Source organism: Nonomuraea sp. NPDC049129, assembly GCF_040648495.1.
GTDB lineage: Bacteria > Actinomycetota > Actinomycetes > Streptosporangiales > Streptosporangiaceae > Nonomuraea.
Genome location: NZ_JBEZDU010000015.1, coordinates 157,632 through 182,100 on the forward strand (window position 1 = coordinate 157,632; position 24,469 = coordinate 182,100).

Consider the following 24,469-nt stretch of genomic DNA (forward strand, 5'->3'; position numbering starts at 1 on the left):
AAGATGTACAAGCGCTTTCTCAACTTCAGGAGTACGTGTGCGCCTGCTCGCCTTCACCAAGCCCTTCGGCTCCATCGAGGCCCCCGAGCTGGCCGAGGCCGTCGCCTCGGTGGGCGCCGAGGGGGCGGACCTCCTCGTACGCGAGGGCCAGACGGTCGCCCCCACCGACCCGCACGGCATCGCCGTCGTCGCCGCCGAACTCGGGCGCCGCGGGCTCACCCTCGATGTCGTCACCACCGACTTCCTCGACGCCGACGCCGACGCCGAACGGCTCATCGCGGCCTGCGGCGAGGCCGGCGTCCCCCTCGTACGGACGGGCTTCTACCGCTACGACCCCGCCATCGGCTACCACCATCAGCTGAAGGAGGCCAGAGCCGCGCTGACCCGCCTGGCCGCTCTCGCCGCCCGGCACGGCGTGCGGGTGGCGGTCCAGCTGCATCACGGTACGATCCATCCATCCGCCGCGCTCGCCCTCGCACTCGCCGGTGACCTGAATGACGTGCGCTTCTACGCCGACCCCGGCAACCAGGCCAAGGAGGGCAGCGAGGCATGGGCGCTCAACGTCGAACTGCTGGGCGATCGGATGGCCTGCATGGGAGTGAAGAACGCCGCCTGGCGATCGGGCCCGGACGGCTGGACGTGCGATTGGCAGCCGTTCGCGGACGGGGGCGTGGTCCGCTGGGCGGAGATCATCCCCGGGCTGCGCGAACGCGGCTACGCCGGGGTGCTGTCGCTGCACGTCCACTACCCGGCGGCCGACCCGGTGGCGGCCGTACGGAGAGATCTGGATCATCTGCGCGGGCTGCTCGGCTGACGGGCGCACGGGAGGCAGGAGGAGCGGGTGCGTAATCTGCGGCAGGGCCGCGGGAGCCGGGTGACGATCAGCGACGTCGGGGCGGCCGCGGGGGTGTCGGCCTCGACCGTCTCCCGTGTGCTCAACGGCACGACGAAGGTCGATCCCGCTCTGGCGGCGCGGGTCCACGACGCGGTCACGCAGCTGGGCTACCGGCCCAACGCGGCGGCGCAGGGGCTGGCGCGCGGCGAGTGGGGCACCATCGGCGTGCTGGTCCCCGACCTGGCCAATCCCTACTTTCCCGGCGTGCTCAAGGCGGTCTCGGCCGTCGCCCGCTCGCACGGGCGCCGCGTCATGGTCATGGAGTCGGACGACGACCCCTCGATCGAGCAGGACCTGGTGGAGGACCTCATGCGCAGCTGCGACGGGGTGCTGCTCGCCTCCTCCCGCATGGAGCGCGCCGACCTGGCCGTCCTGACCGGCCGGGACCACCCGCTCGTCCTGCTCAACCGGATCGTCCCCGGCCTGGCCGCGCCCGCCGTCTCCGCCGACTTCTTCGGCGGGATGATGCTGATCTGCGGCCACCTGGCGCAGCTGGGCCACCGCCGGGTCGCCTACCTGAGCGGCCCCGAGGTGTCCTGGGCCAACTCCGAGCGGATCAGGGCGCTGGAGGCCGCCAAGGCGTTCGGCCTGTCCGTCACGATCCTGCCGTGCGGGTCCACCAGCCGGTGCGGGTACGAGGCCGCCGCCGCGGTGGCCGGCACCGGCGCCACCGCGCTCACCACCTACAACGACCTGGTGGCCCTGGGGGCGGTGACTCGGATGCGCGAGCTCGGGGTGCGGGTTCCCGAGGAGTTGTCGGTGGTGGGGTTCGACGACATCGCGCTGGACCACGTGGCGCACACGGGACTGACCACGGTGTCGGTGCCCCAGGGGCAGCTCGGCAGGCAGGCGGCCGAGATGCTGGTGGCCCTCATGACCGAGGGGCACGACGGGGCGCCGGTGACGCTGCCGATGGAGCTGCAGGTCCGCGACAGCACCGCCCCGCCCGGGGTTCCCGCGGTGTTGACTGGCGAGGGCGACGGGGTGTTGACAAGTGAGGGCGGCGGCGGGAAACCTAGCTCGGGATAGCGCTTTCCCAGCGAAAGAGAGACCCCGTGCACACCGACGACCTGCCCGGCGGCGATCGAGACGAGTTGGCGCGTCAGGTATTGGACCTGGTCACGCCCCTGATTTCGCGATTCAGTCCGGGGCGGGGACGGCTGCGGCTGGGGTTCCACACGGCGCACTACGATTTGGCGTCCGCCGAGCTGGAAGCGTTTGCACGCCCGCTGTGGGGGCTGGCGCCGCTGGCGGCCGGCGGCGGGGCGTTCGACCACTGGGAGCTCTGGAGTGCCGGGCTCGCCGCCGGGACCGATCCCGAGCACCCCGACTACTGGGGCGCGGCCTTCGACAAGAACCAGCGGCTGGTCGAGACCGCCGCCATCGGCCTGGCGCTCGCCCTGGCCCCCGAGCGGATCTGGGACCCGCTGACCGGCCCGCAGCGCGACACGGTGGCCGCCTGGCTACGGCACTCCGTCACCGTGGAGCCGAACAACAACAACTGGCTGTTCTTCCCGGTCATGGTGGGGCTCGGGCTCGACCGCGTCGGGATCTCCCACGACCACGACGCCAACACGGCCAGGCTCGACCGGCTGGAGGAGTTCGACCTCGGGCGCGGGTGGTACTCCGACGGGCCGACGTGGCAGCGCGACTACTACATCCCGTTCGCCATGCACTACTACGGCCTCATCTACGCCGCGCTCGGTCGCGACCAGGAGCGGGCCGGGCGCTTCCGTGAGCGGGCCGCGGCGTTCGCCCAGGACTTCCAGCACTGGTTCAGCAGCGAGGGGGTGGCCGTCCCGTTCGGCAGGAGCCTGACCTACCGGTTCGCGCAGTCGGCGTTCTGGGGGGCGCTGGCCTTCGCCGGCGTCGAGGCGCTGCCGTGGGAGGTGACCAAGGGACACCTGCTGCGGAACCTGCGCTGGTGGGACCGCCGGCCGATCCGCGACAACGCGGGAGTGCTCACCATCGGCTACGGCTACCCCCAGCCGCACATGGCCGAGCAGTACAACGCGCCCGGCTCGCCGTACTGGGCCATGAAGGCGTTCCTGCCGCTCGCCCTGCCCGCGGAGCATCCGTTCTGGGCCGCCAAGGAGGCCGACGCTCCCCCGCTGCCCGAGGTCAGCACCCAGCCGGAGGCGGGCGTGGCGCTGATGCGCTGTGAGGAGGGGCGGCATGTGGTGCTGCTCAGCGCGGGGCAGCGCAACCCGTGGGCGCGGCACGGCGCGGCCAAGTACGCCAAGTTCGCCTACTCCACGCGGTTCGGCTTCAGCGTGCCGGCCGGGACGCTGAAGCTGGAGCAGGGCGCCTTCGACAGCACGCTGGCGCTCAGCGAGGACGGCGAGCACTGGCGGCCCTGCGAGCTGCCGGACCAGGTCTCCGCCGCCGACGGTGTGCTGCGCTCCCGCTGGACGCCGTGGGAGGACGTGGAGATCGAGACCTGGCTCGTGGCGTTGCCCCCGTGGCACGTACGGGTGCACCGGATCACGACCGGGCGGGCGCTGCGCACGGCCGAGGGCGCCTTCGCGGTCGACCGCGACCGGCCGCCCACCCGGGTCGACATCGGTTCCGGCCGGGCCCGGCTCGACGCGCCCCACGGCCTGTGCGTGATCGAGGACCTGACCGGCGCGCGGGAGGGCGACCTGGTCACGGCTCTGCCCGGCACGAACGTGCTCACGCCGCGCACCACGATCCCCACGTTGAGGGGCGACCTGCCGCCCGGCGAGCACCTGCTGGCCTGCGCGGTGCTCGGCCTGGGGCCCACGGGCCCGGACGCGGCGGACGGGTGGCCGCAGGCGCCCGCGTGGGAGACCATCGAGCCGCTGATCGGCCCTAGTTGACGTACTGCTGGAGGAGCTTGTCCGTGCTCCGCCCGACCTGGTCGAGGTCGACGCCGAGCTTGACCAGCACCTGGGCCGCCACGCTCGCCCGGTCGTGGGTCAGTGCGAGCAGGAGGTGTTCGGTGCCGATGTAGTCAAGGCCGCGGTGCAGGGACTCCTGGTTGGCGGCCTGGAGCGCTTGGCTGGCCGCCGGCGTGAACGGAAGGTAGCCCGACGGAGCGGACTGGCCTCGGCCCCGGCTCTCCTCAACCTGCCGGCGCACATCCTCAAGGCTGAGGCCCAAGCCCTTGAGAACCTGGGCGCCCACGCCCTCATCTTCACGGAGCAGACCGAGAAGCACGTGCTCGGTGCCGATGGAGTCGTGGTTGAGCGTTCTGGCCTCGTCCTGGGACAGGACGATGATACGCCGCGCTCGGTCGGTGAACTTCTCAAACATCCCGCCGCTCCTCGGAAAGCAGTTAGTCAGGCCGGTGCACCCGGTTTTGTCCCTGGGCATGCTAGTGCGTCACAGTCGCATGATCGGATCTCGGAGGGCGGGCATCGTGACCCGTTCGACGTTCGTGCCCCACTAGGCACGCGACCCAGGGACGTCAGGCGTCTCGCCAGCGTTGGAAGGTCGCCGCCTGGCCCACGAGCACGCCGCCGCCGTCCACCAGGTTCCACATCGTCACGTCCTCGATCCAGAACCGGCGGCCGGACTTGGCGATGCGCTGTCCCCGGTAGCCGGTCGCGAAGCCGGTCCGGTGCACGGCGTCCAGGAGCCGCTGACGGTCCTCCCGCCGGTCCGGCTCCGCCGAGAGCCGGGAGGGCAGGCCGACGAACTCCGCCCAGTCGTAGTCGAAGCATCGCTGGGCGGTGCGGTTCGCGTAGGTGAAGCGGGGGTCGTGTGCCGCGTCGTGCGCCAGCACCCCGAAAGGGGCGTCCTCGTAGAGCCAGCGCGCCGTGGCCTCAGGGCCGGCCAGCGGGGTGCCGACGAGGCGCTGATGGCAGCCCGTCAGCAGGTCGAAGAAGTCGGGATTCACGTAGCAGCCGTTCTCGTCGGGACGCCCGTCATGATCGTTGCTTCCGCTCTCGTTCGCCGCGCTGTGCCCGGGCACATGCGCCCGGCCGGGCATTCCACCGGTGGTGGAATGCCCGGCCGTAGAAGGCTATTTACCAGTGGCCGCCCTTGTGGAGCTGGCCACGGACCGCGCCGTCGGGGAACTGGGCGGTGTGCAGGTTGGCGTACCAGTTCTTCGGGTTCTTCTTGATGTCCCTGAGCAGGCTGCTCTTGACGCGAACGGAGCCGAAGCTGGTGTTGCCACGAATGGTGCCGCTGGACAGCAGGTCGATGACGACGGGACCGTTCACGCCCGCCTTGCCGCGGTGGATGTGGAAGGCGGTGGGCTTGCCGGTCTTCCTCCACTGGACGAAGTAGTAGAAGCGGTTTCCGTTGATGCGGAACTTGGCAACGGCCACGCCGTCCGGGTCATTGACCTTCTTGCCCGCTTCGCGAACCTCGTTCCTTCCGAGGAGCCCGGCGGCGAAGTAGTACTTCCTGGACGCGCTGGTCATGGGAGCGCGGCTGTGCGCGGCGGGCGCCGTGACCACCTCGGCGGAGTGGGGCAACCGCCATTCCGGTGCGGCGGCCGCGGGCGTGGCGGTCACCGCGGTGGCGGCCACGACCGCGACCGCGCCGGCCGCCGCCGCGCCACCAATTACCCGCCGCCACGAGATCCGTCCGTTGCCCGCCTGCTTTAACGTGCTCATCATTGCCTTTCCTTTTTGACTGGCAGTTGTGACTCTTTGATCGCTGCAGACCATATGAAAGACGATAGTGGTCGTTCTGCGTAAAAATGCACATTCGGCATGTGAGCAATGCCACAGGGCTTCTACAAGGGCAGATACGTTCTTGACGAATACTGAACAGAAAGTGGAATTCGCGCCCGCCGACCGGAGTCCTCAATAAGCGTCTTGATAACGAGTGAATATTTACTGAATTCGCCGCTCGACCCTTTTCAGGATCCGCGTGGATCAGTGGGCGACCGGCCCATCGTCCAGCGTGGCCAGGAACTCTTCGGCGCGCCGTGCGAACAGGTGGGTCCCGCGTTCGGTGGACAGCGTGCGGCACCTCTCCGCGACGGCCCTCACCTCGGCGACGGATTCCCCTCCGGCCAGCAGCAGTCGCGCCCGCAGCAGGAGGAGCAGGCCCTCCGCGTAGCGCTGGCCATAGAGGTCGAGGCAGGAGTCGGCCCTGTCGAGGGCCGCGGCGGCCTTGTCCAGCGCGCCGGCGGCCAGCCACATCTCACACAGATGCCCGTAGCAGGTCGAGACGCTGGCCCGAGGCGGATCGAGGAGGTTCGTGGCGATGATCCGTTCAGCCTCCGCGGCGGCGCCGGCCGGATCCCTGCCGGTCATGGCCAGCGCCCAGCACCGGACCAGCCGCTGGTAGGTGCCGAGGAACACGAAGGAGAAGTCGGGGTCCGCGGCGATCCCGCGTTCCGCCGCGCGCAAGGCCCGTACCGGGTCGCCGATCAGTGCTTCCATCCTTGCCGCGTGGGCGGCCCAGACCGTGATCGTGAACGGGGCGTCGCCGGGGGCCGCCAGCCGGTCGAGCAACGATCGCGCGCCGTCGATGTCATCGTGCATCGCGGTCGCCTCCGCGAGCATCCCGATCATCAGCAGCTGCAGGTCGTACCAGACGGGATCCTCCTCGCGCCGGACGACGCGGGTCAGCAGGATCCGGCTCGCCTCGGTCAGGCGGCGGAACGCTTCACCCATGTTTCCGTCACTGAACTGCTGAAGTCCCCACGCCTGCAGCCCGTACGCGCGTACGAGCGGCTCGGCGGACGCTTCACCCTCTTTCAGCAACCGGCGCGCCAGCAGCCCGCTGCGGTCGTTCTCGAGGGCTTGGGCGTGGGCCGCCCAGCGGGAGTAGAGCAGGACGATGGCGTCGAGTTCCCGGCCGAGGATCCGGGCCAGGTGCTCCGCGCGTTCCAGCAGATCCACCGACGACGTGCCGTACATCTCACGCATCCCGACGACCGCGATCAGCTGGGACAGGGCGGGCAGCTCCGCGTCGGCGAGGCCGGCCGTCCGCGCCACCCGGACGGCCAGCCGCAGTTGTCGCTCGGCGGCCTCGAGCGCGGACTTGGCCGCCGCGTGACGGCCCGCGCGTACCAGCGCCGCCGTGGTCCGGCGCGGGTCGGCGAGCGGGCCGGCCGCCCACAGGTGGTGGGCGACGCGCTCGGCCACGTAGTCGCCGGAGGAGTCGGTACGGTCGAGCGTGTCGGCGACGCGCAGGTGAAGCGGGTTCGCCCGCCCGGCAGGCGTGGTCTCGGAGACGGACTCGCGGACCAGATCGTGCGAGAAGCGGAACGAGAACGGGTTCCCCGGTATGGGTTCGAGCAGGCCGAGCGCTTCCACGGGCTCCAGACGATCAAGGCAGGTCTGTACGTCAAGGTCGGCGACGCCGGCGAGCAGACCGAGGTCCACCTCCCGGCCGATCAGCGCGGCGATCTGGAGCAGGTTCCTGGCGCAGTCGTCGAGTCCGGCCATCCGGTCGCGGACGACGTCTCGCACGGTGGAGGGCACTCCCACTCGCGCCCCGGCGCCCTCGACGAGCGCACCGCTGTCAGCGAGTAGCCGGGCCAGCTCCCGGACGAAGAACGGATTGCCGGCCGTACGCGTATAGATGCCGCGGACGGCCTCCGGGCCTGGATCCTGGCCGGTCTCGCGGCGGACGAGCTCGGCCACCTCGGCCGAGCCGAGAGGACCGAGCCGGCTACGGAAGTGGCCGGGCGCCCGGCTCGCCGCGGCGAGCGTCCGCGTCAGTGCCGATCCGGGTACGGGCGCGCGGTCGCGGAGCCCTCCGATGATCGCGGTCCCGGTCGGCAGCCGGGCCGCCAGGTGGCTGAACAAGTGCAGTGACGCGACGTCCGCCCACTGGAGGTCGTCGATCACGAGCACCAGTGACCGCCGCGCCGCGACCTGGCCGATGGCGGCGACGGCCGCCTCGAACAAGCGGAACTGGGCGCCCGCGTCGGGTGCCACCGATTCGCCGAGGACGTCGCCGTCCGGCTCCAGGAGGTCGCCGAGTTCGCCGGCGAGCCATCTCTCTCGCGCCGCGCCGGGCAACTCGTCCAGCACCGCGCCGACTGCCTGGATCCACGGCCACATCGACGGCGTTCCTTCGCCTTCCAGGCAGCGGGCCCAGACGACGGCGGCGTCACGCGCCTCCGCCTCGGCGGTGAGCTCCTCCAGCAGCCGCGTTTTGCCTATCCCCGGCTCGCCCTCCAGGACGATGAGCCCCGTGCCTCCGGTGAAGGCGGGCTCGATCGCCTGCCGCAGCACCGTCAGTTCCTCCGCTCGGCCGACCAGGACGTCTCCGGACGAGGTCGCGGATCTCGCGGGGGCCCGTACCGGTGCGGGCGAGTGTCCGGCCGAGGGCTGTACGGTCACTGTCTCGGTCGCCGTCGGGTTCTGGTCCAGCATCCGCCGGTGCGCGGCGGCCAGGGCTTGGCCAGGATCGATGCCGAGATCCTCGGCGAGCCGGGCACGGACCGCGCGGAACACCGACAACGCCTCCGCCTGCTGCCCGGCGGCGCCCAGCGTGGAGATGAGGCTCGCCTGCACGGGCTCGTGCAAGGGCGCCATCCGGGCAGCCAGGTGCAGGGAAGGCAGCAGCCGCTCCGGCCGGCCCAGCGACACCGCGAGCTCGGCCGCCGCCGTGCACGCGTCGAAGAACTGGCCGTCCAGCCTCGCGAAAATCGACGTCGCGGCCGATCCCTGGCCCAGCCCATCGCCCGCGGAGCCGTGCCAGAGTCCCAGCGCTTCCACGTAACAGTCGAGAGCCGCCTCAGGACGCTCCTGCACCCGGGCGGCCTCGACCAGGTTCTGGAACACGACAAGGTCCAGTGTCCCGGCTGCCGCTGAGAACAGGTAGCTGTTGCCACGCCGCTCCAGGTACGAGCCGGAACTTCGCGCCGGAAGCTCAGGCTCCAGCAGCCGGCGCAACGACCCGACGTACTTGTGGATGACGTTGAGGGCACTCGCCGGCGGATCATCCTGCCAAATGAGATCGATCAGCTCGTCGGTGCTGATCGGCCGTCCTTCCCTGGCCAGGAGAAGGCCCAGCAGGAAGGCCTGCTGCCGCGGGCCGGCGCTCAACTCGACGTCACCCCGCCAGAGCCGTAAAGGACCGAGAATCTGGAAGAGCAGGGAGCCGCCGGAAGCCCGTCCGTCCTCGCCATCGCCGTCGATGGGAAGGATTGCCACAGCCACGCGTGTACCACCTTGGAATGTCATCGGATCGCCTGGGCTCAGCCAGTGAAGCGGACCGCGAAGGCGGTGGGTACTGTGATCCTGCTCGACCAGTGCCCATTCCCAGCGACGTCGCGGCACTGCGCCGGGGCGCGTGTCATGCGATGGGGTGTTCGCTTCTAAGATCCGAGGTGTGGCCAAGTATTTCGCTCTGCACCCGGACAACCCCCAGCCTCGCCTGATCAGCCAGGTCGTCGAGTCGTTAAACGCCGACGGGCTGATCGCGTACCCGACGGACTCGTGCTACGCGCTGGGGTGCCGGCTGGGCAACAAGGAGGGCATCGATCGGATCAGGGAGATCCGCAGCCTCGGCAGTAATCATCACTTCACGCTGGTCTGCCGGGACTTCGCGCAGTTCGGCCAGTTCGTTCACGTGAGCAATGCGGTGTTCCGGCTGGTCAAGGCGGCGACTCCGGGCGGATACACCTTCATCCTGCCCGCGACCAAGGAGGTGCCGCGGCGGTTGCTGCACCCCCGGAAGAAGACGGTCGGCGTGCGGATCCCTGATCACATCGTCACCCAGGCGCTGCTGGCCGAGCTCGGCGAACCGCTGCTGTCGAGCACCCTGCTGCTGCCCGACGAGACCGAGCCCGCGACGCAGGGCTGGGAGATCAAGGAGCGGCTCGATCACGTGGTGGACGCGGTCATCGATTCGGGCGAGTGCGGCGCCACCCCGACCACCGTCGTGGACCTCTCGCAGGGTGAGCCCGAGATTCTCCGTCGAGGCACGGGAGACCCGTCCCTCTTTGAGTAGGTTCGAGTAAGGGTGAGGGCCGCCCCGAGCACCACGGGGCGACCCTGGCGGCGGCCGGCGCTTGGCCAGTACGGCTGCGGCCGCGGAGCGCTTGGCCCGTGCGAGCCGGCGGCGCGGCTACTTGGCGGCCAGCTCTCGGCCCGCGTCGCGGGCGGCGGCGAGGGCGTCGCCGTGAAGCTGCGCGGCCAGCGGGCGCAGCGATTCCATGGCCGGGTTGGTGGCGGCGAGGGTGAGCTCACGTTCGACGACGGTGAGGTCGGCCTCCCACATGTCCCTCAGAACCCGCGTCAGGTACGGGGTGGAGTGGTCCCAGCCCTCACGCGGGGTCCCGGGCCCATAGCCGCCGCCACGCACGGTGGCCAGCACGGTCGGCTTGCCCTTCAGCACCGGAGTGCCGGTGCCCGCTCCAGCGATGACGAGGTCGGCCCAGGTCTTGAAGTGCTGGGAGACCCCGTAGTTGTACAGCGGCACGGCCAGCAGAACCGCGTCGGCCGCCTCCAGTTCGGCCGCGAGCCGCACGGCCAGCGCGAGCGCGTCACGCTGCGCCTGGGTGCGGTCGGGCTCAGGGGTGAACCCCGCGGTCGCCGCGAGCGCCCAGGCCTCGGCGGGCAGCGGGTCGGTGGCCAGGTGACGGCGCACCACGGGCACGCCGGGCCGGGTCGCGGTCCACTCGGCTTCAACGAGGTCGGCGAGCTCGGCGCTGGAAGAGGTGCCGGGAAGGATGCTGGCGTCCAGCCGGAACAGACTCATGATCATCTCCTTTAAGGTGCCGCGTCATGCGGCTCCACGGTGTCGGCGGCGGTCTGGCCTGGGTGCCGGCCCCGCGACTCGCTTCAGCATAAGCGGACTTTACCCCGCTTTATATTCCAGAGGTAGGGTGAGAACTTGTGGATCTCCCTGTGGTGCCCTTCGGTCGTCCCCGTGCGGAACGGGTGGACGCGGCGCGCAACCGTCTGCAACTGCTCCAGGTGGCCCGCGAGATGATCGCCGAGCACGGGGTGGAGAAGGTGACCATGGACGGCCTGGCCGAACGGGCCGGCCTGGGCAAAGGGACTGTCTTTCGCCGGTTCGGCACCCGCGCGGGAATCTTCCAGGCCCTGGTGGACGAGGACGACCGTGCCTTCCAGCAGGCCGTCATGGGCGGGCCACCGCCGCTCGGCCCCGGAGCCGACCCGGTGCGGCGGCTGATCGCCTACGGCCGGGCCCGCATCGCCTTTCTGCTCGACCACCACGCGATCGTCCGCGCGGCCCTGGACCGCAACCAGCCCGTCCCCGTCGGCGAGCACAACCTCTCCCGGCTGCACATCCGCATGCTCCTGGGACAGGCGCACCAAGACGAACTCCTGGACATCGCCGACCTCGACAGCCTGGCCGTCCAGCTCACCGCCGCCCTCGAAGGCCCGATCCTGCTCTACCTGGGCATGTCGCGGCCCTTCCCGGCCGACCCCACCCCGGCCTCCATCCCCTTGGCCGACAGCTGGCAGACCATCATCGAACGCCTCTTCCGTACGCCGTCACACAGCGGTTAGCTCACGGCAGCGGCGATAGCGCCCGGATACCCGATCGACAGGCCCGTCAGAGGGTGGCGTGGGCCCAGTCGGTGAAGGTCGTGGTCGGGATCGCGAGGGCGTGGGCGAACTCGGGACGCGCCGGTGCGGGGTGCAGGCTGGCGTACTGCTGCGACAGGACAAACTCGCTGCGCAGACCGGCGGCCTGTGCCTCCGACGGGTCGGCGGGAAGGGTGATGGGCTTTCCGCGGACCTCGGAGAGGATCGCGGCCGCATCGCGGAAGGTCAGCAGGTCGCCTGCCAGTTCAAGTTCCACGCCGTCGAACCGCTCGGGGTCGGCGAACGCGGCCGCGGCCGCGACGCCGATATCGTCCAGGGCGACGAAGGGCTGGGGAACCTCGGGATCCATGGCGACCAGCAGATGGTCCGGCCGCCCGTCAGGGAAGTAGAACGACGGGTAGAGGAGGTTCTCCATGAACGTGCTTGGGCGCAGGATGGTCGTGTAGCGGGTCGCCGCGTCACGCATCGCCTGCTCCGCGGCGGCCTTGCTGCGCCAATAGTGCCCCATGTGGGCCCCCCATCGCTCCTCGTCGATCGGTTCGCGGCGGCCCGCCCCCGACACCGAGGTGTGCACGATCTGTTCGACGCCGGCCTTCTGCGCCGCGGCGGCGAGATTGCCGGCGTACCGCACCTCGGAGTCGCCCATGAGATCGGCGAGGTCGGGCATCTGCATCGAGAACACGCCTCGGGCCCCGTCGAGGGCCGCCACCAACGAAGCCGGGTCCTCCAGGTCGCCCGGCACGAGCGTGGCACCGTGAGCGGCGATCTCCTGTGCGCGCGGCGAGGTGGGATCGCGTACGAGAGCGTGCACGTCCGTTCCCGCTCGGAGCAGGGCCCGCGCGGTCGCCCCGCCCTGCCGACCGGTCGCCCCTGTGACCAGCACGAATGATGAATCCGACATGTATGCCTCCAGCGGCCCCATAAACGGAGGGGCACCCCGCTTTTCCAGACGCTACGATATGGGGGGTCCCACCGTTTGTCCAGTGAAGGGTGAGCGCAACGATGAACGCGGCAGGTCCGGCGGGCCGGGCAGACAGGCAGCGCAATCGCCGGCGACTGCTCGAGGCCGCGGAGGCGGTGATCGGACGGGACGGCGCACAGGCCTCGCTCGAAGAGATCGCGCGCCGCGCGGGCGTTGGCTCAGCCACCCTGCACCGGCACTTCCCCTCGCGACATGACCTGCTCAACGCGGTGTTCCACGAGGGCGTGGAACGGCTCAGCCGGCGCGCCCAAGCACTCGCCGACAGCCTGGCTCCCGGCGACGCGCTCGCCGCGTGGCTCGAGGAAGTGACGACGTACACCGCGACCACACGCGGACTCGCGACGGCCCTGATGTCAGCCCCCGAATGCGCCGTCGCCGCGGAAGACAGCTGCCACGGCCTGATACATGATGCGGCGACGCGTCTGGTCACGGACGCGGAGGAAGCGGGCGTCCTGCGTACCGAGGCGACGACCCACGACCTCATGACCCTGACCAACGCCATCTCCGTGGCCTCCGACGGCGATCCCGACAGCGCTCGCCGGCTGTTGCGGCTCACCCTCGGCGGCGTCCTGAAGAGTCCGCCCGCCGAGCACCCTCCACTGAGCCGAGCGGCGACGAGCGCGCGCTGACCTGGCCTCCCGGCTGTACACATGGCACAATCCACCGGTGGTGTCCGGCGGCTGCGCTCAAAGCTGACAGCCGCTGTCCACCGGGTCAGGCGAGGATTGTTGGCGACGCTCCATGAGATGATCGAGATCATGATGGGTTTGTCAGGCACGGGCCGTCCGGTCCTTCACCCCTCCAGGTCGGCCGGCGAGGCTGCCGCGATGTTCAACGCCGACCTGGTCGCGGCGTCGGCCGCGTGCTGAGCATGGTCGAAGCGGAGACCACCCCGCGAGTCCCGCACACGTTCGGGGACGGCCTCGCGTCTCCCTTCCCCGGCGGCGACCCCATGAGACCAGCGAGCCATCCAGAGCCGGTCGGCGTCGGGCAGATCCCGGGATTACGACCGCGCCTGCGCCCTGGTGATGGGGGCGAGGTCCCCGCGGCCGACGTCGGCCTTGTGGACGCACTGGATCCGCGGACCCGGCGTACGGTGACGGCCTGGCTGCGCGAGAAGCCCTCCGCTCCCCTGCGGCAGACACGGCTGCGGGTCCTGGCCTCGTTCCTGCGCTGGCTGCACACCGCCGAGCCGGCCCTCGACCTGCTCACCGCCGCCGAGGCTCAACTGGACGCCTACTGCTACACCGCCCTCACGACCGGCGTACGCGCGTCCGGCAAGCCCTTGACCAGGGCGACGGTGATCCGGAGACGCGCCACGCTGGCCTCCTTCTACGCCTTCGCCCGGCGAACCGGCGCGGATCGGTCTCACCGCGGCGTGACCGGCACGCCCCCGCTCACCCCGGCCGAACGGCGCCTGCTGCGAGCAGGTGCCGGGCGGCTGGCCGACGACGGCCGGTGGGCCGAGGCGCTCGCCGTCGCGCTGCTGGAGGCGACAGGCGCCTCCGTGGAGGCGCTGGCCGCTTTGACCGCCCACGATGTCCGCCCTTCCGCCCCCGCCGACCGGCTGACCCTGATCACCTTGCGCGACGGTCGTGATGGCATCGTCGCGTTCCCGGTGTCGCCGGAGGTCCGCCACCTGTTGCGCGCGCTGTGCGCCAGCCGTCCCCCCGGAGAGCCGCTGCTCAGGCAGGATGACGGCCGGAGCGTCGACCTCGAATGGATCGGGGCCGCGCTCACTGACGCCGCGCTCGCCGCCGGCGTACCCAGGCAGCGAGCCGAACTCCTGCACCCGCGCCTGTTGCGCGCCCGCACGGTGACCGAGCTCGCCCGCCCATAACTGGCGGGCCGGGCAGGTCAGCCGGGCGGGCCTGTCTGGCGAGCCTGTCTCGCGGGGCTGTCTCGCGGGGCTGCCCCTGAACAGCTCGAACCCCGCCTCTGGACGGCCCGGGGTCACCTTCCGCCGATGAAGTACCTGGCGGGGATGAAGAGCTCGTGCCCGGTGTTGAAAAGCACCCGTACCCCGGCGGTCGTCCACTCTGTCGTCTTGACAGAGTCGGCGGACGTTTCGATGTCCACCCAATGGCCGTAAGAAAGGCTGGGATCCCGGCCGACGAAGATCTGGTGCGACTCCCCGATAAGGGCGCTCCGGCGAATAAAAGCCAGCAGATGCTTCGAATCGTCGTCGTAGGCCACAGTGGCCGGCTGGTCGCTGCGATAGACCACCTCGGTCCGCGGCCACCGCACCGCGACGGACAGCGCCACACCGAGCGCGATGCCGAGAACGATCAGCCCGAGTCCCTTCAGCCGCCGGGACCGGTGCGGACGGGTTAACGGCGGTTCCACAGTCAAGGGCGAAGTCATCTACAGCCTCCGTAATGGTCTACTTCGTAGTTCGTCGCTGCGGCACGAGGGAAAGTTCGCGAGCGCCAACGATGACTTGCTCTTCAGCGCCTCAGACGTGCACCACCGCGGTGTGGGCGTGTCCGCGGCTGCGACCGACCTCCACCTTGACCGAGCGCTTGGACTTGCGCACGCCGCGGTCGCTCTTCTTGACCGATTTCACCCGCCAGGGCAGCGTGATCTTCACCTCGTCTGCGGTCCTGGACGGGTCGGAGACCGCGAGCCGTACCCGCCCGTGGTCGCGGCGGATCAGCAGCGTGCAGGGGCCGTCGGCGTGGAGCGGTCCGTCCGCGGTCTCGACGGTCCCCGCGCGCCAGAAGACGGCGGCGAGCACGTTGTCGCGGGCGATGGCCTGCACCGTCCGGGAGTTGGCGAGGATCTTGACCCGCTGCCTGTAAGCCGCGGTCTGCGCGATGGAGGCGTCGGGCAGCACGGCATAGGCGTAGCGCGCCTTGCCCGGATCGACGCCGTGGTCGAGCAGGATCGTCGTGTAGTGCCTGGTGACGGGGGTGTTGTCGCCGCCGGTGGTGGCGCCCTTGTCGATGTCGCGCCAGCGGCCGGTGCGCTGCTCGCGGATCACCTTCGCGTCGGCGCCGTCGAGCAGCGCGTAGCCGGCCACACCGGACAGGTGGACCCAGCCGTCGCCCCGGGTCAGCGGCGGATGCCAGTCGTGGGTGTTGCGGTTCTCCACGATGGTCTCGATGCGGCGGCCGTCGGAGGCGGCGATGCCGGTGCCGAGGGCGATCACCGCGTCATCGAGCAGGAACCACGCCTTCTTGGCCCGCAGCGAGGAGCCGTCGGCGATCAGCTTCATGGCCGCCACGCCGTACTCGCCGTCGAGTGCCACGCCGCCCGCCCACGGGGTGGGTGGCAGGCGGCGCTTGCTGTGGGAGAGGTCGGCGCGTTTGCGCGTGTCGACCGTCGTGCCCGGCAGCCGGTGCGGGTCGATCGTCGGCCACAGGTCGTCGTTCCAGTGGGTGAGGTCGGCGGTGTAGAGGTAGGTCATGCCGTCGCCGGTGTACCAGCCGTGCAGGTTCTCCTGGTTCATGGCCTCGGCCGCGCCGATGCGCTCCGAGCTCATCGCGATCGCGTACGCCCAGGTGGGGCGGCGGTGCACGACCCGGTCCATGTCGGCGAAGACGTACGTGCCCGTCATGCGCGGGCCGACCGGCACCGACAGGTCCTCCAGCAGGGCCTTGGCCCCGGCGATGCTCGCCAGCGATGCGAGCGTGGGGGCGGCCTGGTTGCGGACGATCCAGCCCTTCACCAGCGGTCGCCAGCGCTGGGCATAGCGCTCGGGCGCCGCCTCCAGCAGGGTGAGGATGGACTCGACCGCCTTCTCCCCCGAGTGGTGGTCGCGGTGGCCCTGCACCGAGATCTGCCGGCCGCGTACGCAGTCCATCATCAGCCCGTCGAAGATGAACGGTGCGAACGAGCGATCCACGAGGTCGTAGACGTTGCCGATGCCGGTGATCTCCCACGGTGACCTTGCGAGCATGGCGATCAGCTTGGCCACGCTCTCCAGGTAGTCCACGCCGTAGCTGCCGTTGTAGGGGAACACGTCGTGCTGGATGAACGACCCGTCACGGTAGAAGCCGTCGCCCGGGCCCCTGGTCGGCCGCAGCAGGTCGGAGACCGCGTTCCTGGCCCGCTTGACGAGGCGGGCGTCGTGGGTGAGCAATCCGCGCATCGCCACCGCCGTGGCCTTGCCCGCCCGATTGGCGCCGGTCTCGACGACGCCGGGGTGGCTGACGCGGCGCTCCGGGTTGGGACACCAGCGGCGCAGGGGGCGCAGCCAGCGCTCGAGGCGGTCCTTGGGCAGGCCGTCGTACAGCAGGGCGCAGGTGTCGGTCAGCGCGCGGGGGACGCCGATCTCCCACCAGTACCAGTTGCTGCCCCGCCGGTCGAGTCCCTCGTGGTAGGCGTGCTTGTACAGGAAGTCCAGCGCCATGATCGCGGTGTCGGCGACCCGCCCGTCCCGGTGCATGGTGGTGCCCGGCGTGGCCCAGCCCAGCGCCAGCGTGCGCATGCGGTTGTAGGCGCGGTTGAAGTTGCCCGTACGGGGGTCGTCGAGTGGCAGGTCGGGCCACAGGCTCGGGCGGCCGGCGTCGGGCTTCAGCTTGCGCAGCACCGCGTTGGCCGAGCCGTCGACCGCCTGCGCCTTGTCGGTGTAGACCGAGTCGTACGACCCGCCGGCCAGCAGGCTCACCCACCGCTCACGCGCGGCGTCGAACGTGGCGGCACCGACCGTGGCGGGGCCGGCCGCCTCGGCTGGTCTGTCCCAAAGAGCGAGGCCGGCCACGGCCGAGGTGCCCAGCAGGGCGGACCGCCGGCTGAGGGGGTGGGTCATGGCGGCCTTTCGACAATCGGGCGAACATCAGCTCAAAGGATCATATGTCGACTCGCCCATGGCCCGGATCATCGCGTCGGCAGGACCCCCGCGTTCACCAGTCATGGACGGTGCCGTCCGTGAGCCGGTTGAACGGCAGGTACGCCGGTTGGTACGGGAAGCGCGCCGCGGCCTTCTCATCGAGCTCCACGCCGAGTCCCGGCAGCCCGCCGGGGTGCAGGTAGCCGTCGGTGAAGCTGAACGACTGCTGGAACACCTCGTTGGTCGCCTGGCCGTGCTGCATGTACTCCTGGATGCCGAAGTTGTGGATCGCCAGGTCCAGGTGCAGGGCGGCGGCCATGCCGACCGGCGAGATGTCGGTCGGGCCGTGGATGCCGGACTTGATCTGGTACTGGGCGGCGTAGTCGAGCAGCTTCCGCATGGCCGTGATCCCCCCGGTGTGGGTGACGGCGGAGCGGACGTAGTCGATGAGCTGTTCGCGGATCAGGGTCTGGTAGTCCCACACGGTGTTGAAGACCTCGCCGATGGCCAGCGGAGTGGTGGTGTGCCGGCGTACCAGGCGCAGCGCCTCCTGATTCTCGGCCGGCGTGCAGTCCTCCAGCCAGAACAGGTCGTACGGCTCAAGGGCCTTGCCGAGCTTGGCGGCCTGGATCGGGGTCATCCGATGGTGCCCGTCGTGCAGCAGCGGCAGCTCGGGCCCGAACTCGTTGCGCACCGCCTCGAAGACGCCGGGCAGGTGGCGCAGGTAGGCGCGGGTGTCCCAGTCCTCTTCGGCGGGCAGCGCCGTGCGCTGGGCCGGCTCGTAGTCGTACCGCCTGCCGTCGACACTGGGCTGGGCGGCTACTCCGTACACGGCGTTGATGCCAGGTACGGAGGTCTGCACCCGGATCGACCGGTAACCCATCTCCAGGTGCCGGCGGATCGAGTCGAACAGCTCTGGCAGGTCCCGGCCCGAGGCGTGCCCGTACGCCATGATCCCGTTCCGGGAGGCTCCGCCGAGTAGTTGGTAGAGCGGCATCCCGGCGGCCTTGGCCTTGATGTCCCATAGCGCCACGTCCACGGCCGCGATGGCGGCCATGGTGACGGGCCCTCGCCGCCAGTACGCCGAACGGTAGAGGAACTGCCAGGTGTCCTCGATGCGATGCGGGTCTCGCCCGAGCAGGAGGGGGACAACGTGGTCGGCCAGGTACGACGCGACCGCCAGCTCCCGCCCGTTGAGTGTGCCGTCTCCCAGCCCGCTGATCCCCTCATCCGTCGTGATCTTGAGGGTGACGAAGTTGCGGTCGGGGCTGGTGACGACGACGTCCGCTGCGATGATCTTCACGCAGATGCCTTTCTCAAAGGTGGTGGCGGAGAAGTCGAGGGATCACGCTCACCATTCCGCGTAGGAACCGTCCCGGTGCCGCCAGATGGGGCTGCGCCAGGCGTGTCCTGTTTTGCCGGCGGAGCGGACCGCCTGATCGTCGACCTCGATACCCAGGCCGGGCGCGGTGAGCCGCTCGACGTACCCGTCCACGAAAGCCAGCGGGGTCTTGTCGAGGCAGTAGTCGAGCACCTCGGCGCCGCGGTTGTAGTGGATGCCGATGCTCTGTTCTTGGATGAGGTAATTCTGCGTGGCGAAGCCGATCTGCAGGCAGGCCGCGAGGGCGATCGGGCCGAGCGGGCAGTGCGGGGCGAGTTGCACGTCGTACACCTCGGCGAGGGTGGCGATCTTGCGTACCTCGGTGATGCCGCCGGCGTGCGAGAGGTCCGGCTGGGCGACCGCGATGCCGGCCTGGAGGGCGGGCAGGAACTCCTGCCGGCTGTAGAACCGCTCCCCCGTCGACACCGGGATGGTGGTCGAGCGGACGAACTCGCCGATGAGGTGTGAGTTCTCCGGGACGACCGGCTCCTCCAGGAACAGCGGCCGATACGGCTCCAGCAGCGGCGCCAGACGGCGGGCGTTGGCCAGGGTGAACCGCCCGTGCAGGTCGACGGCGACGTCGCGGTCGTCGCCGAGCACCTCGCGGGCGGCCGCCACCCGGGCGACCACGCCGTTCAGTTCGGCGACCGAGGCGACCGGGCTCATCTTGCCGGAGGCGTTCATCTTCACCGCGGTGAGCCCGGCCTCGACCTGGGCGGCGATGTGGTCGCGGACCTCGCTGGGCTCGTCGCCGCCGACCCAGCCGTACATCCGGATCCGGTCTCGTACCGGACCGCCGAGCAGCTGGTGCACCGGGGCGCCGAAGTGCTTGCCGGCGATGTCCCAGAGGGCCTGGTCGAGGCCCGCCACGGCGCTCGCCAGGATCGGACCGCCCCGGTAGAACGAGCCCTTGGTCAGCACCTGCCAGTGGTCCTCGATGCGCAGCGCGTCCCGGCCGATCAGCAGCTCCGCGAGCTGGTCGATGGCGGCGCGGACGGTCTCGGACCGCCCTTCGCAGGTGGCCTCACCCCAGCCGACGATCCCGGAGGCGGTCTCCACCCGGACGAAGAGCCAGCGGGGGGCGACGAGAAAGGTCTCTATGCGGGCGATGGTCGTCATGCCGGTCAGCCCTTTGTCGCGCCGGCGGTGAGGCCGGAGACCACGTACTTCTGCACGAACAAGGCGATCAGCATGATCGGTACGGTGACCACGGTGGCCGCGGCCATCAGACCGCCCCAGTCGATGCTGGCGTAGCCGACGAAGTCGAAGATCGCCACGGGCAGGGTCTTGGTGTCCGCGTCGGAGAGCACGAGCGCGAACATGAAGTTGTTCCAGGAGAAGATGAAGGACAAAATCCCAGCGGTGGCGATACCCGGTACGGACAGCGGCAGCAGGATGCGGCGGAACGCGCCGATATGGGTCAGCCCGTCGACCAGCCCCGCCTCCTCCAGCTCCTCGGGCAGGCTGTCGAAGTAGCCCATCATGATGTAGACCACCAGCGGTAGCGCGACGAACATGTGGCTGAGGATCAGCACCCCGAAGCCGCCGACCATCTTCAGGTTGGAGAAGACGTAGTACCAGGGCACCAGCAGCGAGACACCGGGGATGACCCGGGCCATCAGCACCACCAGCGCGGACTTCCTCATGTTGAACCGGCTCATCGAGTACGCGGCCGGCAGGCCGAGGATCAGCGACGCCACGGTGGCGGCGAACGCCACCCAGAGGCTGTTGAGGATGAACTCGACGTAGTTGGCCTGCCGGAGCACCTTGGCGTAGTTGTCCATGGTGGGCGAGAAGGCCAGCGCCTTGCCCGGATCGTAGATGTCGACGTTGGTCTTGAACGACGCGGCGATCATCCACAGCAGCGGCGCGAGCAGCGAGAGCACCACGAAGGTGAGTGCCACCACCCGGAACACCCGGTACGCGGGACGGGGCTTCATCGCTTGGCCTCCTTGCGCCGGGCGGTCAGGGCCCACATCGCCCCGATGATGATCAGGAAGAAGAGGATGAGGACGGTGGAGGAGACGCCGTACTCGTTGTAATCGAAGCTGAGGCCGTAGGCGTACACGTTCAGCGTCTCTACCTCGTGGAACGAACCGCCGCCGCGGCCCTTCGTGGCGTAGAGGATGTCGAAGGTCTTCAGCGCGTCAATGCCGCGCAGCAGGATCGCCACGGTCAGCGTGGGTCCCAGCAGCGGCAGGGTCACGTGCCGGAAACGCTGCCAGGTGCTGGCGCCGTCGATGCGCGCCGCCTCCTGCGGCTCGTCCGACAGCGAGGTGAGCCCGGCGAGCAGGATCAGCGTCACCATCGGTGTCCACTGCCACACGTCGATGAAGATCGTGGTGGGCAGGGCCGTGTGCTGGCCGGCGAGCCACGGCTGCGGCCCGATGCCGACCCAGCCGAGGATCTGGTTGGCCATGCCGATGTTCGGGTCGAAGATGAGCCGCCACATCATGCCGACCGCGACCGGGGTGGCGACGAGCGGCATCAGGATGGCGACCCGGACCCATCTCTGCCCTTTGAACGGCCGCCAGAGCAGCAGGGCGATCGCCATCCCGAGGACCACCTCGAACAGCAGCGCGACCACCGTGAACGTGGCGGTCCGTCCTACGGCGGGCCAGAACCGGGCGGTGTCCGTGAAGACGTCGAGGTAGTTCTGGAAGCCCACGAACTCGCTCTCCGCGCGGACGGATCCCTCGGCGTCGGTCAGGCTGAGATAGCCGGTCCAGGCCAGGGGGAACACGATCAGCGCGGTGACGAAGGTCATCGCGGGCGCGGCGAAGAGCCACTTGCGGTGGTCATTGACCCAGCGCACCCAGCCGGGCGTATGGGAGGCGGTCGGGGCGCTGCGCGGCGGCTTGGCGGTGGTGATCGTTGCCATGCTTACTTGGCCTCGTCGTCCAGGAACTTCTGGAATGCGGCGTTGGCCGTGTCAGCGGCCGCCGCGGCGTCCTTGCCGGTGATCGCGTCGACGATCGGCTGGCCGACGATCTCGCGGGCCTCGGGAACCTTCACGACCAGCGGCCGGTCATGGCCCACCCCGGCCTTGGTGCTGGCCTTGATGGCCTCCACCAGGTCCTTCGGGAAGGTCGAGGTGCCCTGCGGGTTGGCCCAGACGGAGCTACGGGCGCCCGGCACGCCGGACGTCTGCTGGCTGAGCGTCTGGTCCTTGCCGGTGGCCCACTCGATGAACTTCCAGGCGTTGCCCTGGTTCTCCGAGCTGGAGTTGATGCCCAGCGCCCATGACGGGATGTTGTACGGCTTGGAACCGGCCGGGCCGGCCGGGAACGGCGCGAAGCCGACCTTGTCCGCGACCTTGGATTTGGCCGGGTCGGTGGCGTTCTTGTAGAGCGAGTTGGCCTCGGTGTAGAAGGCGGCCTTGCCCTGGGTGAAGATGGCCATCGCCTCGGGCCAGCCCATATCGGTGCTGACGTTCGCCGGGCCGGAGTCTTTGATCAGCCCGCCGTAGTAGGCGTACGCCTGCTTGGCCGCGTCGCTGTTGACCGCGGCCTTGCCGCTGCCGTCCACGAAGTCGCCGCCGAAGCTGTAGAGAAAACTGGAGAACTGGGTGACCGCCGGCGACTTGCCGGTACGGGCGACGAAGCCCGCGACGTCCGGCTGGGCCGCCTTGACCTTGGCGGCGGCGGCCTTCAGCTCGTCGAGGGTCTTCGGCGGGGCGCTCAGGCCGGCCTTGGCGAGCAGGTCCTTGCGGTAGTAGAGGACCTCCTGCTCGGTGATGATCGGGACACCGACCGGCTTGCCGTCGTATGTGGTGGCCTCCACCGGGCCGGCCTGGAAGTCGCTGAAGTCCCAGTCCTTGTTGGCCTTCACCTGGTCCGACAGGTCGGTCAGGTATTTGTTCTTGGCGAAGAGCTTCCCCTCCTGCAAGGGGCGGTACATCATCACGTCGATGTCGGACGAGCCGGCGTTCAGCTTGACGTTGTACTGATCGGAGAGCTGGTCCTCGCCGAGTTGCGTGACCTCGACCTTGAGCCCGGTCTGCTTCTCGAAGTCGGGCAGGCTCTTCTTGATGTTCTCCGTCCACACGTGGTTGGCCAGGGTGACCCGGACCGTCTTGGACGCACCGCTGTCGTCACCGCCACCGCCACAAGCGGACAGGCTCATGGCGACAACCACGGCCAGAGAAGTACTGAATATCGATCGACGTTGCACGTCATCTCGCCTTTCTGTCATGGCCGCCGCCCGGAAGAGCGCCACACTCTCGTAACATCGGCTTAATTCCGGGATGCTAGGACAAAAAAGCGGATTTATTCAAGAGCTGGCCTTCAACTGATATGCTTTATGCCGTGAATCAGTCCTCCCCCGAGGGTGCCCCAACCCAGCCCTCCCCTCCCGAGACTGGGCTACACGCACGCATCCTCGACCACCTCGGCACCGCCATCTGCAGCGGCGATGTGGCCGCCGGTTCCGTCCTGAGCATCGACGACCTGGTCGACCGCTACCAGGTCTCCCGCTCGGTGATCCGCGAGGTGCTACGGGTGCTCGCATCCATGGGACTCATCGAGACCCGGCGCCGCGTCGGGATCATGATCCAGCCCGCCGAGGGGTGGAGCGTCTTCGATCCGCAGGTGATCCGCTGGCGGCTGGCCTCGGCCGGGCGGATGGCGCAGATGCGCTCGATCACCGAGCTACGGACCGCGATCGAGCCGCACGCCGCCTGGTTGGCCGCCGAGCGGATCGACGACAACGAGGCGAGCGAGCTGGTCGGCCTCGCGGCCAAGATGTGGGCCGCGGGGAAAGCCGGCGATGAGCCGCGCTTCCTCACCCTGGACATCGAATTCCACCGGCGGGTGCTGGCCGGCTCCGGCAACGAGATGTTCGCGAAACTGCAGCTGATCGTCGCCGAGGTGCTCGCCGGCCGGCACCACTACCACCTGATGCCGCACAACCCGGACGAGCAGGCGTTGCAGTTGCACACTGACGTGGCCCAGGCGATCCAGCGGCGCGACGGCGAGCGGGCCCGGGAGGCCATGGTGGGGATCATGGAGCAAGGGTTCGCCGAGATGAAGTCCATGTGGGAGCAGGCCGTCGAGCCAGGCGGCGGCTGAGCGCGCTGCCGCCGATCCGGACGTTCAGGAGCGATCTTCGAGGGCGCGATGCCCTCAAGCCACGCCTCAGTTGTCGACGGCCCATACCGCGGCGGCGATCGGCTCGAGCCCCGCGGCCAGCTCGTCGAGCTCGTCCGCACTGAGCACGTCGTACGCCGGCGCGGCCAGCTCGTCGGTGAGCGCCTCGATCCGCTCCTTGGTCTCCCGGCCGGCGTCGGTGAACCCGCCGGCGGCGTCCACGAGGCCGCGGCCGCGCAGCCCGTCGACCACGGCGGCCAGCTGTGCCTTGGGCAGATGGTGGATCCGGCCGAACTCCTCCGCCCTCATTCCGAGGGAAACAGCCATGAGGACGTGGGCCTCGGTGCCGCCGATGCCGTGGGCGAGAAGGGCGGCGTTATGGCCGTCCCCGCGGTGCTCCCGCAGCAGCGTCGCCGCGTGCCAGAGCCTGGCCACCGGCTCCTCTGGCACGTCGAGCGCCCGCAGCCCGGCGTACAGTGGTCGGCCCTCGGTCGGCGCGCTGACCGCTGCTCGGATGGCGAGGTCGGCGGCCCGCACCAGACCGGGCGAGTCGGCGAGCTCCCCGATCATTTGCCGCAGGGCGGCGGTGCTGCCCTGTTCGCGCACGGTGATCGCCTCCTGCGGGGTGGTCTTTCCCCACACCCAGGGGATGTGGCGTGCCACCTCGCCGTCGGCGAAGTTGTAGAAGACCGCGTGCACCACCTCGGCCGGTGCCAGTCCCAGCGGTGCGGCCCGGCCCGCGAAGTATCCGTCCCAGTAGTTGCGCATGCCGAGGGCCAGGAACGCCTCGTTCGCCACCTCGGAGAAGGTGACCGTGGCGATCGGCTCGACGAGCTCGAACATGCGGTGGATCTTGGTCTGTGAGTGCTGCTGCATCGGTCGGCATC

General features: G+C 69.8%; 23 protein-coding genes. 9 read left to right on the forward strand and 14 right to left on the reverse strand.

Going from position 1 to position 24,469, the window contains the following annotated elements; genetic code table 11:
• Positions 1-37: 37 nt before the first annotated feature.
• From AB0B64_RS38110 to AB0B64_RS38120, 3 genes are read left to right on the forward strand one after another with little or no spacing between them, the layout of a single operon-like run.
• Entirely contained in the window at positions 38-814 is a 777-nt protein-coding gene (locus tag AB0B64_RS38110; protein ID WP_358183821.1) for a TIM barrel protein, read from the forward strand.
• A gap of 27 nt (positions 815-841) precedes the next feature.
• Positions 842-1,924, forward strand: a complete 1,083-nt coding sequence (locus AB0B64_RS38115; RefSeq protein ID WP_358183824.1) for a LacI family DNA-binding transcriptional regulator — start codon at positions 842-844, stop codon at positions 1,922-1,924.
• A 26-nt stretch (positions 1,925-1,950) separates the two neighbouring features.
• The gene (locus AB0B64_RS38120; RefSeq protein WP_358183827.1) at positions 1,951-3,735 is read left to right on the forward strand and encodes a DUF2264 domain-containing protein; all 1,785 of its coding nucleotides are present in this window, start codon (positions 1,951-1,953) and stop codon (positions 3,733-3,735) included.
• On the opposite strand, the gene AB0B64_RS38125 is transcribed toward AB0B64_RS38120, so the two are convergent.
• The 4 genes from AB0B64_RS38125 to AB0B64_RS38140 all read right to left on the reverse strand — a co-directional run bounded on the left by AB0B64_RS38125 (position 3,728) and on the right by AB0B64_RS38140 (position 8,997).
• Positions 3,728-4,171, reverse strand: coding sequence for a Clp protease N-terminal domain-containing protein (locus tag AB0B64_RS38125; protein ID WP_358183830.1), 444 nt, complete (start codon positions 4,169-4,171; stop codon positions 3,728-3,730). The genes AB0B64_RS38120 and AB0B64_RS38125 overlap by 8 nt on opposite strands.
• Positions 4,172-4,325: 154 nt before the next feature.
• Complete coding sequence (locus AB0B64_RS38130) at positions 4,326-4,850, reverse strand: MEKHLA domain-containing protein (protein ID WP_358183833.1); 525 nt, start codon at positions 4,848-4,850, stop codon at positions 4,326-4,328.
• Between the two features lie 37 nt (positions 4,851-4,887).
• Positions 4,888-5,487, reverse strand: a complete 600-nt coding sequence (locus AB0B64_RS38135; RefSeq protein ID WP_357956634.1) for a CHRD domain-containing protein — start codon at positions 5,485-5,487, stop codon at positions 4,888-4,890.
• A gap of 261 nt (positions 5,488-5,748) precedes the next feature.
• Positions 5,749-8,997, reverse strand: a complete 3,249-nt coding sequence (locus AB0B64_RS38140; RefSeq protein WP_358183836.1) for a BTAD domain-containing putative transcriptional regulator — start codon at positions 8,995-8,997, stop codon at positions 5,749-5,751.
• A 172-nt stretch (positions 8,998-9,169) separates the two neighbouring features.
• Between AB0B64_RS38140 and AB0B64_RS38145 the strand changes: the two genes are divergently transcribed.
• Positions 9,170-9,790: an L-threonylcarbamoyladenylate synthase gene (locus tag AB0B64_RS38145; RefSeq protein ID WP_357956639.1), complete on the forward strand. Its 621-nt coding sequence runs from the start codon at positions 9,170-9,172 to the stop codon at positions 9,788-9,790.
• A gap of 117 nt (positions 9,791-9,907) precedes the next feature.
• Here the strand turns inward: AB0B64_RS38145 and AB0B64_RS38150 are convergent, their stop codons facing one another.
• Positions 9,908-10,540, reverse strand: coding sequence for an NAD(P)H-dependent oxidoreductase (locus tag AB0B64_RS38150; RefSeq protein ID WP_358183839.1), 633 nt, complete (start codon positions 10,538-10,540; stop codon positions 9,908-9,910).
• Between the two features lie 137 nt (positions 10,541-10,677).
• Between AB0B64_RS38150 and AB0B64_RS38155 the strand changes: the two genes are divergently transcribed.
• Positions 10,678-11,319, forward strand: a complete 642-nt coding sequence (locus AB0B64_RS38155; protein WP_358183842.1) for a helix-turn-helix domain-containing protein — start codon at positions 10,678-10,680, stop codon at positions 11,317-11,319.
• Between the two features lie 46 nt (positions 11,320-11,365).
• On the opposite strand, the gene AB0B64_RS38160 is transcribed toward AB0B64_RS38155, so the two are convergent.
• Entirely contained in the window at positions 11,366-12,259 is an 894-nt protein-coding gene (locus tag AB0B64_RS38160; protein ID WP_358183845.1) for an NmrA/HSCARG family protein, read from the reverse strand.
• Positions 12,260-12,360: 101 nt separating this feature from the next.
• On the opposite strand from AB0B64_RS38160, the gene AB0B64_RS38165 reads away from it, so the two are divergent.
• From AB0B64_RS38165 to AB0B64_RS38175, 3 genes are all read left to right on the forward strand, one after another.
• On the forward strand, positions 12,361-12,969 hold the full coding sequence (locus tag AB0B64_RS38165) for a helix-turn-helix domain-containing protein (RefSeq protein WP_358183848.1): 609 nt from the start codon (positions 12,361-12,363) through the stop codon (positions 12,967-12,969).
• 117 nt (positions 12,970-13,086) lie between these two features.
• Positions 13,087-13,209, forward strand: a complete 123-nt coding sequence (locus AB0B64_RS38170; protein ID WP_357956648.1) for a hypothetical protein — start codon at positions 13,087-13,089, stop codon at positions 13,207-13,209.
• Between the two features lie 2 nt (positions 13,210-13,211).
• On the forward strand, positions 13,212-14,180 hold the full coding sequence (locus tag AB0B64_RS38175) for a hypothetical protein (RefSeq protein WP_358183851.1): 969 nt from the start codon (positions 13,212-13,214) through the stop codon (positions 14,178-14,180).
• Positions 14,181-14,293: 113 nt separating this feature from the next.
• Here the strand turns inward: AB0B64_RS38175 and AB0B64_RS38180 are convergent, their stop codons facing one another.
• The 7 genes from AB0B64_RS38180 to AB0B64_RS38210 form a co-directional block, all read right to left on the reverse strand.
• Positions 14,294-14,704: a hypothetical protein gene (locus AB0B64_RS38180; RefSeq protein WP_358183854.1), complete on the reverse strand. Its 411-nt coding sequence runs from the start codon at positions 14,702-14,704 to the stop codon at positions 14,294-14,296.
• Positions 14,705-14,795: 91 nt separating this feature from the next.
• A complete protein-coding gene (locus AB0B64_RS38185) occupies positions 14,796-17,093 on the reverse strand; it encodes a polysaccharide lyase 8 family protein (protein WP_358183856.1) in 2,298 nt (765 codons plus the stop codon).
• A gap of 94 nt (positions 17,094-17,187) precedes the next feature.
• A complete protein-coding gene (gene manD / locus AB0B64_RS38190) occupies positions 17,188-18,417 on the reverse strand; it encodes a D-mannonate dehydratase ManD (RefSeq protein WP_357956656.1) in 1,230 nt (409 codons plus the stop codon).
• 48 nt (positions 18,418-18,465) lie between these two features.
• The gene (dgoD, locus tag AB0B64_RS38195) at positions 18,466-19,614 is read right to left on the reverse strand and encodes a galactonate dehydratase (protein WP_358183859.1); all 1,149 of its coding nucleotides are present in this window, start codon (positions 19,612-19,614) and stop codon (positions 18,466-18,468) included.
• A 5-nt stretch (positions 19,615-19,619) separates the two neighbouring features.
• Positions 19,620-20,435, reverse strand: coding sequence for a carbohydrate ABC transporter permease (locus tag AB0B64_RS38200; protein ID WP_357956660.1), 816 nt, complete (start codon positions 20,433-20,435; stop codon positions 19,620-19,622).
• On the reverse strand, positions 20,432-21,376 hold the full coding sequence (locus tag AB0B64_RS38205) for a sugar ABC transporter permease (protein ID WP_357956662.1): 945 nt from the start codon (positions 21,374-21,376) through the stop codon (positions 20,432-20,434). The genes AB0B64_RS38200 and AB0B64_RS38205 overlap by 4 nt, the downstream gene beginning before the upstream one ends.
• A gap of 2 nt (positions 21,377-21,378) precedes the next feature.
• On the reverse strand, positions 21,379-22,620 hold the full coding sequence (locus AB0B64_RS38210; RefSeq protein ID WP_358183862.1) for a sugar ABC transporter substrate-binding protein: 1,242 nt from the start codon (positions 22,618-22,620) through the stop codon (positions 21,379-21,381).
• A gap of 182 nt (positions 22,621-22,802) precedes the next feature.
• Here AB0B64_RS38210 and AB0B64_RS38215 point away from each other — a divergent pair, with 182 nt between their 5' ends.
• Entirely contained in the window at positions 22,803-23,564 is a 762-nt protein-coding gene (locus AB0B64_RS38215; RefSeq protein WP_357956666.1) for an FCD domain-containing protein, read from the forward strand.
• A 66-nt stretch (positions 23,565-23,630) separates the two neighbouring features.
• Here AB0B64_RS38215 and AB0B64_RS38220 read toward each other — a convergent pair whose 3' ends face one another.
• The gene (locus tag AB0B64_RS38220; protein ID WP_358183865.1) at positions 23,631-24,458 is read right to left on the reverse strand and encodes a hypothetical protein; all 828 of its coding nucleotides are present in this window, start codon (positions 24,456-24,458) and stop codon (positions 23,631-23,633) included.
• Positions 24,459-24,469: the final 11 nt, after the last annotated feature.